An 11,826-nucleotide genomic window follows, 5' to 3' on the forward strand; every position below is an offset into this window, starting at 1 on the left:
AATATAAATAACCCCTCTCATCCTAAGGTGACAGATTACATCTGCCGACCTAGGGACGAAAGGGGAACTTTTCGTGGTACCACCCTGATTTGCCAAGAATCTTGCGATTCCAGCCTCATGAGGTAAGGTTTTCCTTACCTGCTGCACGATAACGTGTGCCACTCCGTTTGAGACTACTCACTGAATCCATGCGGGATTCAACTTTCGAGCAAAAGCTCCGAGACGACATTATACATGGATTATGGCAAAGGTTTCAGCGTTCCCTCTGCTCTCTGGACATAAGAGCCTTCGTATTTTTTTCTCTTCATCGCTTTGATATGGTGTAGATACAAATAACCCCTTTCATCCTAAGGCGACAGAAAATAACTGCCGATCCTATAGGGACGAAAGGGGAACTTTTCGTGGTACCACCCTGATTTGCCAAGAATCTTGCGATTCCAGCCTCATGAGGTAAGATTTCTCCTACCTGCTGCACGATAACGTGTGCCACTCCGTTTGAGACTACTCACTGAATCCATGCGGGATTCAACTTTCGAGCAAAAGCTCCGAGACGACATCATACAAGGATTATGGCAAAGGTTTCAGCGTTCCCTCTGCTCTCTGGACATAAGAGCCTTCGTATTTTTTTCTCTTCATCGCTTTGATATGGTGTACATACAAATAACCCCTTTCATCCTAAGGCGACAGAAAATAACTGCCGATCCTATAGGGACGAAAGGGGAACTTTTCGTGGTACCACCCTGATTTGCCAAGAATCTTGCGATTCCAGCCTCATGAGGTAAGATTTCTCCTACCTGCTGCACGATAACGTGTGCCACTCCGTTTGAGACTACTCATTGAATCTATGCTGAATTCAACTTTCGAGCAAAAGCTCCGAGACGACATCATACAAGGATTATGGCAAAGGTTTCAGCGTTCCCTCTGCTCTCTGGACATAAGAGCCTTCGTATTTTTTCTCTTCATCGCAATTTATGATGGTTTTTATAATAGCACAACACTTTCCATTTATCAAATGGAATTCTGCTTCAGCCTGTCATACCCAGCGTATTCTTGCCCAAAAGCAGCTGCACATTCACTGCTTATAGCTTTCCTCTAGTTCCCACTTTTGACGCAAGTGATGACGCAAATGCATATCAACAAGAGCAAACCACTCTTTCGCGTTCAGCCACCCAAAGCCAGCATGTTTTACTTTGTAGCTTGGGTTGATCGTATCAAGCTTCCCATCCCATTCTTTTACTTTCTGACACATTTGATCGAGTCCACGCGGAAGATTTGTAGGTTTCAATCCATTTCAGATCAACCAATTGAACCACTCCTTTAGCTGTAATCACTGCTTCATGCTTGACCTAGAATTCAAACCATATGTTATTTTATTTCATTAAGTATAGTTGTCTCACATACGGCCGCAATTCAACCACAGTTTCAAGAAAAGTGGTATACACATGAACCAGTGTCTTGTTAGGGACGTCCTGTTTAAATTCCCGCTGCAGCAAATCGACCACTTCCTGCAGCTCCTGGCGTACATGCTCCGGCTTTGAAAGCTGCTGAATACGGGATGCCAAAGCAAGCAGAAAATCATGGATCGTTTGGCCCTTAGTGTGGGAGTCAATGGGGTTAATATGATTAAAGTAAATACTTGACTCATTGAGCACAGGTTTGCCCTCTTTAAGAAGCATATCATTAACAATGGCATCCATCCGTTCAACTAAGAAAAGCGCTAGTTCAGCCATCGGAAGAGCAATCACCTTTTGATGAGCGTAAGTGATATACTCTCTCAGCTGACCTCTAAATATAGCCACAATATCCCAAATATAGGTCTCAATACGATTTCCGTATGCTTCATAAAAACAATCCCGATGCCAGGTAAGCATGGTGGCACGTTTCTTCTTCCAGACTGTAACAAACTTCTCATTACTGGTGATAGGAAGCTCCTTGAACTCACTCAGAAAAAAGTAATTTTCAAGCGTATATTGGAGCTGAAATTCAATTCTGCGCCGCAATCTCTCCATAGGCGTTACATCACCCTGTTGGCGATCCAGCTCTCTGGCTTGCTCGAACATGATGAGATGACAATCCTCAAATACAGCCGTAAACAAATCTTCCTTGGAATCAAATATTTTGTAAATACTGCCTTTGGCCATGCCGCACGCATCCGCAATATCCTTCATCGAAGCGGAGAAATAACCTTTTTCTATAAAAACAGCCTTGGCTGTATGTAAAATTTGCCGCTTCTTCATTTCTTCAAGATCAATCATACCCTCACCTCTCTATTTTATTCTGACATGCTTTCCTGACACGGTCAATAAAGGAGTTGACACTGAAAACTTAACAGTCATATAATGAACTCATTGGTTTCTGCATGTTGAACGAGGCTGCCAAGGCATGACGCTTTGGACACCACAATCGAGCGAAAAGAAGTGATGATGCTATGAGAGTTTCTCTTTCGGCCGATAAAAAATGGGTACAGCTGCTTTATTCCGGGGTGCTTGCTGTGATTGGTGGGTATTTATTTCAATGGATTCATTGCCCCATTCCATGGCTCCTGGGTCCTATGGTTGCGGTTTTTGCCGGATCCCGACTGTCCAAAACAGTAAAGCCCTATTGGTCAGGGTCCTTGCGTGATACGGGAATGATTATTGTTGGCTACATGCTGGGGCTCTCATTTACACTGGAGACATTTGCACAAATCGGTAAGCAACTGCCCTCTATGGTGCTGCTCACTGCACTGCTGCTGGTCTGCTCCTGCCTAATTGCCTGGTTGGTAGCCAAATTTTCCGGTCTGGATTTCCCTACTGTTTTGATGGGAAGCATCCCTGGGGGCTTGAGTCAAATTATCGCTTTAGCTGAGGAACTCAAAGGAACTGATTTGACGGTGATTACCTTTTTGCAAATTTCGCGTGTCATCATGATTGTATTCTTTGTCCCTTTGCTGATTTTTAGCCCATTATTCGGCTCACTCCACCATTCTCTTCCTGTTGCTGGCTCAACCGCCACCGCGAGCTGGAGTGGATTATTTCCGCACATTGTGGTGTATGCCGTTGTATGTACAGGGTTTGCATTACTTTGGAAAAAAATTAAATTTCCCACAGCATTTTTGCTCGGACCGATGGTTGCAACAATCGCTCTGCATCTGTCTGGATTTTCAGGACCAGCTCTGCCCCCGTCACTTGTAAGCATTTCACAATTGTTAATTGGCGGTTATTTGGGACTTATGCTAAAGCCTGAAAATCTGAACAATAAAGTTAAAATTATGGTGCTTGCATTATTAAGCGGAGCTGCATTGCTGACTTGCTCCATCGGTCTGAGTCTCCTGCTGGCGTTCATGCATGAAGTACCGCTGTCAACCAGCTTTTTAAGCTTATCTCCAGGCGGGATGGATCAGATGGGCATAATAGCAAAAGAGGTTAACGCAGATCTCTCATTCGTAACCTGCTACCAGTTATTCCGAACTCTATTTATATTCCTCGTAGTGCCGCCGGTACTGAAGGCACTTTTCAAAGCAAGGTTGCGTCCAGAGGGATTATTACCAGATAAAGGGAATTAAACCCTTCATACAGACAAAAAAGAGCAGACGAATGATTGCATTCGATCTGCCCTTTTTTGAATTTCATCCAACCACACGGATTAGGTGCGGTTAGCATACAACAACCAAAGCAGCAACAGCCAAGGTGTTTCATGCGTTTCATGTTTTTCATCGTGATTACAAGATTCATGGCTTTGCTAATCGGATTCGCTCCATCTCTTGCTCATATGCACAATGTTTTCTGATTCCCTATAACATTCGCTGTAGCCTCGGGATTGCCAGAACGGATAACCACCGGGCAAGTACAACGAAGTATGCAAATAGCTTTCATTGTAACCGACTTCTCTGGCAAATTGTTCAGCTTCCTTGTACAGACGACCTCCGATTCCCATTCTTCGACTTTCCGGGTGAATATAGCACTTGACGATTTCACAAACCGGTCCACTCCCTAAAAAGGGTTCTACCTCAGGAAACCGCCTATCGTACATTCGAACAGCAGCAGTACCGATAATGCGGCCATTCGTATCCTCAGCTACGAAAAAACCAGCATGCGCAGGCTGTATGTACACTCTTTCAAAAAAAGCCAGATCATGCGGATTCTCATAGTATGAACCTCGCGGATACAAATCGCTCATCATCGCTAATACAAAATCTTTAATTTCCGTGCTCCTGGCTGCATCCGCTAATACGATTAGAGCCCCTTTTCCTTGCTTCATTAGCACGTTCCTCCTATCTCATCTGGATTCAGCTTCCTGCATCCGACTTTCCATCGTTCGGTTCCTCAGCGTTATATATACGGCAATAGCCGCCAATCCTGCGCTTACTGCATACATCGTGCTATATGAGAATCGATCCGCTATCGGGCCCATAGCCATGCCACCCATGGAAACACCAAGATCGGCTGCTGCAATAAACAGTCCAATGCATACATTGCGAGAGGCTCCCGGCAGTACAAATGTCAAATACGAGGTTAGTGTCGGGTACAGGATCGCCTGGGCAATGCCAATGAGAACCGCTGCGGCATACCAAGCAATCGGCCCCCATGCCAGTGATAACGACAACAATAATGAGCCAATAGCTCCAATCAAACAGATGCCTCCAACAAACCATGCATGCCATTTGCCGTCAGATGGAATACGTTTACTGAGCGCGAACCTGGCGACAACAACAATTAGAGACTGTATCATCAGATAAAGTCCGGCATGTCCATATGAGATTTGCCGTGCATACAGCGGGATGAATGCGGTCACAGTTCCGAACACGACGGATGCAATCATCATCAGCAAGCTGCAAATCAGCAACGGGCGATTGCTCACGATATGACTCAGGAGGGCTCGCATTCCCGTTATTTCTTTAGGGGTGTTTTCCTGCGGTCGGACTGAATGTATGGGAACACTGTAGCCAAACATTCCCGTAACCAGCGCAATAACAACCATTGTTATTGTAAAACCGCTCATACCACCATGATCCCAAATCCCGATTGCCATCAAGGGGCCGATGATCGTCGGGATATACGTAAATAGCGAATACAGCGACAAGCCTTGAGAGCGCTGCTCCTCTGGCAGCGCGTCAATAATGCCGATCTGAAGTGCCATTGAAAAAAATGCGGTACACACCCCCTGCATTAAACGAGCAGCCAAGTACCCCTCCAAGCCGGTACATGTATACAGAACTAGGGCCAAACCATTGACGATCAACAGGAAACGAAGCACAAGGATAGCTCCATGCTTCTGGACCAGATGACCAGCCCATGGACGAAATAACATGCTGGTGAACATATAGGCGCCCATAATGAATCCGATGTGACTATTGCTTGCACCCAATACTTCACTTCGTATAGGCACAATGACATTAAGGATCGAATTGGCACTAAAGAATAATAGAGCAAGTGTATACAAGCGTACGAAAGGCGCTGAAATGGCCTTGTTTATGATCATTAGAAATATCCTCCGGCCTGTTGTCTCCTATGTGTAGTCGCTGTTGGTTAACCGAGGTCGGGGCTTCGTCTTCAGTTCGAACGGTAGACGAAGCCGCTCTCCTCATACGATGGTTGATTAGTCTATAAGAATCGAATTCCCCTGATGGTAATCGACCCGGTTTAGTATCTCTGTATTTATATGTAGCGTGGAATCTGGAACCTCCAAACCGTCAATTAAGTCTGATCTATAGTTGGCACTATCAGCAGGGCACGTGCTCCAAGGCTGCAGCTGTTCAGCCATCGTGCGGATCGTTTCAATATCAGCTGCAGTCGCAAAGCCTTGTTGTTCCATCCATTCATCATTAAACAAGGTTTGTATATAACGCTCCCCTCCATCGGAAATCATGCAGACTACACGTTTATCCGGTGTCAGTTCTTGTGCAAGCTTGAGAGCAACCAATGCGCAGGCTCCACTAGAGGGCCCCATTAGAATCCCTTCATGACGGGCAAACGCTCGAGCCGTGAGAAATGCCTGCTCATCCGTAATTTTGTATGCACGATCAATATTCGCCATGTTCAGATTAACCGGAGTCCAACCCAAACCTACCCCTGGTATTAGATACGAATCCGTATGTCCTCCAAATATGGCAGAACCTACAGCATCCACGCCAATGACTTGCACCTCAGGCGCAATCGCCTTTAGATACCTTGAAATGCCGCCTAATTGCCCACCGGTACTCACCGCTGTAATAAAGACCGCAAGGGTGTTCGAGCACATTTCCATGATCTCACGTGCTGTGTTATTAAAGTGTGCTTCACTATTAAGAAGATTAAAGCACTGATCAGGCCGATACGAATTTGCTATTTCCTGCGCCAGCTTGTTGGCTAAGGCGATTCTTGTTTTGTGATAGCTGCCGCAATCATCTTTTTCCGTCACAACAATGACCTCTGCGCCAAAACATTTTAATAACGCCAAATTAGTACTTGTCGTTTTGGGATCTACCAGAACGATGACACGATACCCTTTGGCCGCACCGATCATAGCAAGGGAAATACCGAAGTTGCCGCTTGAAGACTCGATGATCGTGCCTCCTGGCTTTAGCAATCCTCTGCGCTCAGCTTCATTAATGATATAAACCGCAGGTCGGTCCTTGATGCTTCCTCCAGGATTGAATCGTTCATATTTAAACAGTACTTGACCTTCGTTCGCTTTATTGGTGTTGGGAATCGTGATGAGCGGCGTATTACCAATGGTCTCAAGAATACTGGTGATCATAGCTTATCATTCCTTCCTTAATAAAGACCTTCTTCCATGTCACCCGCACATTTGAGCAGTAACTGCGTATGCGGCTGCTTACTTTCATGAAGCAGCTCGCTTGCTCGTTTGGCTTCACTGAAGCTTCCATTGTTCATAACTGCAATATGGTCACAAAAGGAGCGAAGAACTCGAATATCATGTGATATCATAAGAATCGAAAATCCAAATTGCTTATGTAATCGCTGCAGCAGCGCCAATATCTGAGCTTGCACCCTCATATCTAAAGCGGATACCGCTTCATCACAAATCAGAATCTCTGGTTTTACAACCAACGCTCTTGCAATAGCTATACGCTGACATTGACCCGTGCTTAGCTGAGGAGGCCGCCTAGTCTGTGTATCCCCGACAATGCCCACTTCATTCAGATAAAAGGCTGCCATCGCTTCCCGTTCTTTACGCGCTCCGATATGCAGGTATTGTAGCGGTTCCTGTACCAACTGCAGCGCATTACGCCCTGGATGAAGACTAGCTCTGGCATCCTGGAAAATGAATTGGATTTGCTTGCAAATTTCCCGCTTTTGTTGGCCTTGCAGCCGGCTAATATCGGTACCACGATACAACACACGTCCTCCGCTCGGAGAATCCAAGCCGATGATGCACTTAGCTAAAGTTGATTTGCCGCAACCACTTTGTCCGAGAATTCCTAATATTTCCTTCTGATTCAACGTTAGATTAACATCATGCAGAACACGCTTTGTCCGATTAAAAGTTTTTTCCAGCTGAATAATTTCGAGCAACGGTTCGCGATGCTGCTTCAGCAGTTCACGTTCACGCGAAGACCGCACAATTTGTGATCGGGCTTTAATCAATTGTCGAGTATAGGCGGCATGGGGCTTCGATAATACGGATCTGGTATCCCCTTCTTCTACAATTACTCCTTTATTCAACACAATCACTCGATTACTTATGGCATTCGCCACGGCGATATCGTGGGTAATTAGCAGAACGGTTAAGCCAAGCTCCTCCTGCATCCTTTTTAATAAATCAAGCACCTCTTTTTGACTCACTGTATCTAACGCAGAGGTCGGTTCATCTGCAACAAGAACGGCAGGCTTGAGACACAATGCCAGAGCAAGACAAATACGTTGACACATGCCGCCACTGAGTTGAAATGGATAACATTCCAGGATGCTTGACGCATCCTTAAAGCCCAGCATGCTCAGCAATCGCGAACTTATGGAAGCAACTTCATCCGGAGCAGCAAGCCGATGAAAGAGCAGGCTTTCTTTAAAATTCTCTTTTATTTTCAGAACTGGGTTAAGTGCTTGCCGGGCATCCTGGAAGAGCATTGCGATTCCTCTTCCTCTAATCTGCTCCCATTGTATGGTCTTACCAGACAAATCCGCGTTCAACGTGGAGCCCATCTGCAAGGTTCCACCAGCTATATATGCAGAAGGGGGAAGCAGCCCCGTGATGGCCTTGGCGATCGTTGATTTCCCTGAACCGCTTTCTCCTAACAAAGCAAGAATCTCGCCTTTTCTCAAATCAAAAGTAAGATCATCCAATATATTAATGGATTGCTGGTTATGCTTATAGGTCACTTGCAGGCTATTGACCTGCAATATCTTCTCGCCCTGCTTATCCGACATGTTCGCTCCTCTCCAAAGCTCTGTGCAGCAATACTAATCTCGCAAGCATGACTATAGCTCCAATTTCTCATACGGGTCCAGCCGATCTCGCAGCCCTTCGCCAATTAAGTTAAAAGCCAACACCGTAAGCACGATAAAGAAAACGGGCCCTATCAGTATATGCGGAGCTTGCAAAAAATGAACGCGCCCATCAGCCAACATGCTGCCCCATTCAGGAGTTGGCGGTTGTGAGCCGAGTCCAAGGAATGAAAGAGCTGCAATGGATAAAATCAAGCTGCCTAATTCAAAAGTAGCCAATATGAGTACTGGACTGATCGCTTTTGGCAGTAATTCCCGGAAAATAATGATGCTGCTGGGGGCTCCGAGTACTTGTGCTGCAGCAAAGGAGGTTTCATTCTTCGCATGCAAAACAACACTGCGAGTCAAACGCGCAAAGGAGACCCACCATACCGATACAACAGCAAGCAGAAGATGAACAAGGCTTGTACCGAATAAAGCGGCAATAACCATGGCAAGCACCATAAAGGGAAAGGCTAACAGCACATCAATCAACCGCATCAGAATGATATCCAGAATAGAGCCATGGTACATGCCAGCCACTACGCCTACCAAAAGTCCGATCAAAAGAGCTGTACATAGAGCAAAAACCGACGAGATCAAGGTGGTTTTTCCTCCGTAAAGAGTTCGCGAGAAGACATCCCGGCCAAAGCGGTCCGTGCCCATAGGGTGCTGGAAGCTTGGTTTGTCCAGACGCTCAGCTGCATTCTGCTTCAAGGGATCATAAGGGGTAAATAATGGCGCACCCATAATGAGTACAGCCAATATACATAGAATAACGACTCCTACAATCAGGCTGATCGGTTTCGTCGAGCTAGGCATATTTTTCAGCTCCCTCTTTCCCTTGATGATGGATTCGAGGATCTACAAGCGCATACACGACATCAACGAATAAATGAATGAGCACCACTAACAAAACCATAACAAAAGCATAGCCTTGAATGACTGGATAATCCTTAAGCAAAATACTGTCCAAGGCATATTTTCCAAGTCCAGGCCACGAAAATATGCTTTCGATGACGACGGCACCACTAATCAATGCTGTAAAGGAAAGGGCCACCATTGTGATGACTGGAAGCAGCGCATTTCTTAATGCATGCTTGACAACCCGTCTTTGATCCAATCCTCTTGAAAGGGCTGATAGTACATAGATCTGGCCGAACTCAGACAGCATATTGGCTCTCATAATTCGAATTAATTGCGGAGCGCCAATAAGGCCTAATGTAAGTGCGGGAAGCCATAGCCTTGTCAAGCTGGCTTCACTGCTAATTTCGTATATACCCATCGTCACGGCAAACAGCGATAATAAGCACAACCCAATGACAAACGCCGGTGTGGAAGCCAGCGCTACGCAGGCAAGTCTGATCATGTTATCGTAAGGCTTACCCGCCTTAAGAGCGGAGATCGTTCCCAAAAACAGCCCAAGCACAACTTGAATAAACAGAGCGGATACAGAAAGTATGGCAGTTGCAGGAAGTCGATCTGCGATTTCAGCGCTGACCTGTCTGCCTGTATGAATCGAGGTGCCCAAGTCCCACTGCAGCATGCGCCCAACCCATGCTGTATATTGTACGAGCATGCTCTGATCCAATCCCAACTGTGCGCGCAGCTGAGAGACCTTCTCATCATAAGCCTGTGTGTGGTTCATGGCAGCCTCTGCAGGATGGCCCAGAAGTATTTCTACAGGATCGCCTGGAGCCAATCGAATCAAAGCAAAAATAATAAGCGTTGCGCAAAATAACGTAATGAAAGCTTCCAGCATCTTGCGTAAAAATAATGTATACATAGCCATACCGCCTATTTCGAGCTTAATGACAGGTTGGCATTCACTACATTCTCGAATTGTCTAAAGTGATCCTCAAAGCCATGTAGCGTTTGGCTAACCGCAGTAATTTGCGGACGCGGAAATAAGCTAATAACAGGCGCTTGCTGCGCGACCCTCTCATTGATCTTAAGAGCCAACTCATGGCGTGCTGCCGTGTCAGACGCTTCTCCCAATTGTGCGAGCCATGTATTTGTTTCTTCATCATTATAGCCGCCGAAATTAGCGCTTCCTCCAGGCGCATATTGACCGGTCAACAAAGTAAGCTCATCCCCGAACGTATTCCATGCTTCAATCGATGCATCCCAATCCCCGGATTTACGTGCCGTTTGGATCAAGCTGTAATCACCATGCTGCACCTCCGCCTTGACACCGATACGGGTCCATTGGTTTTGCAGAGCTTCTCCTAATGCTTTGTCGCCACCCCAGGTCATCAAGCGCAAGGTTAAGAGATTGCCATCCTTGGATCTGATGCCATCGGGTCCTTTTTTCCATCCTGCCTCCTCCAATAGCTGCGCAGCTTTGTCCAGATCAAACTTGGTGTACACAGTATTTCGTGCTTTTTCAAATGCAGGGTTGGAGCTTAACCATGTCGTAATCGGAACACTTTGGCCTTCCGCTGCAAGCACAACCAATTCGTTCCGATCCAGGGCCCACGACAATGCCTGCCTGACTCTAACATCCTTCAGCTGAGGCTTGCTCAGATTCATATAAATCGTTTGCGTATTGGCCGCCGGAGTCGCCGATAGCTTTATCTCTTTATTCCCTTTGAATTGGGTCATACTCGTTGTCGGAATATTTAACACCACCTGGCTGTGTCCACTCAATGCGGAAAGCACCCTTGTCTGCTCATCGCTGATTTCTTCGTACACGATTTTTGGAATGATAGGGCTCTTGCCCCAATAGTTACCGTTAGCTTCCAGCACCATTTTCTGTTTGGGGATAAATTCAACCACTTTATACATACCGGAAAGATCCATCGTATCCACAGCATCATGTTTGGCATCTGCATTGTGAATAATTGTCTGGTAGTAAGAAAGGTTTAGCGGCACCTGCAGGTGGCTGCGCTTGGTTTTGACACGTATTGTGTAATCGTCCGTCTTCGTAAAGGTAAGCTCATCAAGAAAAGGCTTCGTTTGCAGATCAAGAGATCTTGATCGCTCTAGTGAGGCAATCACAGCCGAAGCGTCAATCGCTTTACCACTCCAAAAGCGAGCTTTAGGTTTTAATTTAATCTCCCATGTAGTCGGATCGATCTCTGCTGCACTTTCTGCAAGCGAGGGTTCGACTTCACCCTTGGCAGTGACTTTAAAAAGTGCTTCCCCTGCTCCGATGTTTCTTAAATAGCTTGAGGTAAGCGGTTTGACCGGATCCAGGCTTGCTGCAATTTCTTGACCGGCTACAACCAATTCTTGTTTCGTCGGTTGATTAGTCCCGTTCGTGCTGGTTGCCGTTGCAGCTTTATTGTCATTGCACCCCATTACTGTTATGAGTGCACTTAATACAATGATGGATAATAACTTTTTCATAATGGCCTCCACTCCACAGTTATGCAGATAAATGATTTGAATGTATTTGCTTTATTGTTTGCTGTTATAT

At 45.9% G+C, this 11,826-nt stretch carries 10 protein-coding genes; 1 reads left to right on the forward strand and 9 read right to left on the reverse strand.

The features are described from left to right. Nucleotides 1-1,072: 1,072 nt before the first annotated feature. Both LRL21_RS33210 and LRL21_RS33215 read right to left on the reverse strand, forming a co-directional pair. The gene (locus LRL21_RS33210) at nt 1,073-1,285 is read right to left on the reverse strand and encodes a hypothetical protein (protein ID WP_240420098.1); all 213 of its coding nucleotides are present in this window, start codon (nt 1,283-1,285) and stop codon (nt 1,073-1,075) included. An 85-nt stretch (nt 1,286-1,370) separates the two neighbouring features. Next, a complete protein-coding gene (locus LRL21_RS33215) occupies nt 1,371-2,255 on the reverse strand; it encodes a TetR/AcrR family transcriptional regulator (protein ID WP_240420099.1) in 885 nt (294 codons plus the stop codon). A 173-nt stretch (nt 2,256-2,428) separates the two neighbouring features. Here LRL21_RS33215 and LRL21_RS33220 point away from each other — a divergent pair, with 173 nt between their 5' ends. Further along, nucleotides 2,429-3,544, forward strand: a complete 1,116-nt coding sequence (locus tag LRL21_RS33220; RefSeq protein WP_240420100.1) for an AbrB family transcriptional regulator — start codon at nt 2,429-2,431, stop codon at nt 3,542-3,544. A gap of 176 nt (nt 3,545-3,720) precedes the next feature. On the opposite strand, the gene LRL21_RS33225 is transcribed toward LRL21_RS33220, so the two are convergent. The 7 genes from LRL21_RS33225 to LRL21_RS33255 form a co-directional block, all read right to left on the reverse strand. Beyond that, nucleotides 3,721-4,239, reverse strand: coding sequence for a GNAT family N-acetyltransferase (locus LRL21_RS33225; RefSeq protein WP_240420101.1), 519 nt, complete (start codon nt 4,237-4,239; stop codon nt 3,721-3,723). Nucleotides 4,240-4,257: 18 nt separating this feature from the next. Then, nucleotides 4,258-5,454, reverse strand: a complete 1,197-nt coding sequence (cntE, locus tag LRL21_RS33230) for a staphylopine family metallophore export MFS transporter CntE (protein WP_240420254.1) — start codon at nt 5,452-5,454, stop codon at nt 4,258-4,260. Between the two features lie 123 nt (nt 5,455-5,577). Continuing rightward, a complete protein-coding gene (locus LRL21_RS33235; RefSeq protein ID WP_240420102.1) occupies nt 5,578-6,717 on the reverse strand; it encodes a cysteine synthase family protein in 1,140 nt (379 codons plus the stop codon). Nucleotides 6,718-6,734: 17 nt separating this feature from the next. After that, nucleotides 6,735-8,348: an ABC transporter ATP-binding protein gene (locus tag LRL21_RS33240; protein WP_240420103.1), complete on the reverse strand. Its 1,614-nt coding sequence runs from the start codon at nt 8,346-8,348 to the stop codon at nt 6,735-6,737. A 51-nt stretch (nt 8,349-8,399) separates the two neighbouring features. Beyond that, complete coding sequence (locus LRL21_RS33245) at nt 8,400-9,227, reverse strand: ABC transporter permease (protein WP_240420104.1); 828 nt, start codon at nt 9,225-9,227, stop codon at nt 8,400-8,402. Next, nucleotides 9,220-10,191 (reverse strand): ABC transporter permease, encoded by a 972-nt coding sequence (locus LRL21_RS33250; protein ID WP_240420105.1) that lies wholly within the window; start codon nt 10,189-10,191, stop codon nt 9,220-9,222. Before LRL21_RS33250 ends, LRL21_RS33245 begins: the two co-directional genes overlap by 8 nt. Before the next feature lie 11 nt (nt 10,192-10,202). After that, a complete protein-coding gene (locus LRL21_RS33255; RefSeq protein WP_240420106.1) occupies nt 10,203-11,756 on the reverse strand; it encodes an ABC transporter substrate-binding protein in 1,554 nt (517 codons plus the stop codon). Nucleotides 11,757-11,826: the final 70 nt, after the last annotated feature.

It is taken from the genome of Paenibacillus periandrae, from assembly GCF_022458865.1.
GTDB classification, from domain to species: Bacteria; Bacillota; Bacilli; order Paenibacillales; family NBRC-103111; genus Paenibacillus_S; species Paenibacillus_S periandrae.

Bases quoted from the DNA above. Each gene is read 5' to 3' on its own strand.
- LRL21_RS33250 (WP_240420105.1), bottom strand. From the start codon at position 10,191: ATGTATACATTATTTTTACGCAAGATGCTGGAAGCTTTCATTACGTTA.
- LRL21_RS33245 (WP_240420104.1), bottom strand. From the start codon at position 9,227: ATGCCTAGCTCGACGAAACCGATCAGCCTGATTGTAGGAGTCGTTATT.
- LRL21_RS33220 (WP_240420100.1), top strand. From the start codon at position 2,429: ATGAGAGTTTCTCTTTCGGCCGATAAAAAATGGGTACAGCTGCTTTAT.
- LRL21_RS33255 (WP_240420106.1), bottom strand. From the start codon at position 11,756: ATGAAAAAGTTATTATCCATCATTGTATTAAGTGCACTCATAACAGTA.
- LRL21_RS33235 (WP_240420102.1), bottom strand. From the start codon at position 6,717: ATGATCACCAGTATTCTTGAGACCATTGGTAATACGCCGCTCATCACG.
- LRL21_RS33240 (WP_240420103.1), bottom strand. From the start codon at position 8,348: ATGTCGGATAAGCAGGGCGAGAAGATATTGCAGGTCAATAGCCTGCAA.
- LRL21_RS33215 (WP_240420099.1), bottom strand. From the start codon at position 2,255: ATGATTGATCTTGAAGAAATGAAGAAGCGGCAAATTTTACATACAGCC.
- LRL21_RS33225 (WP_240420101.1), bottom strand. From the start codon at position 4,239: ATGAAGCAAGGAAAAGGGGCTCTAATCGTATTAGCGGATGCAGCCAGG.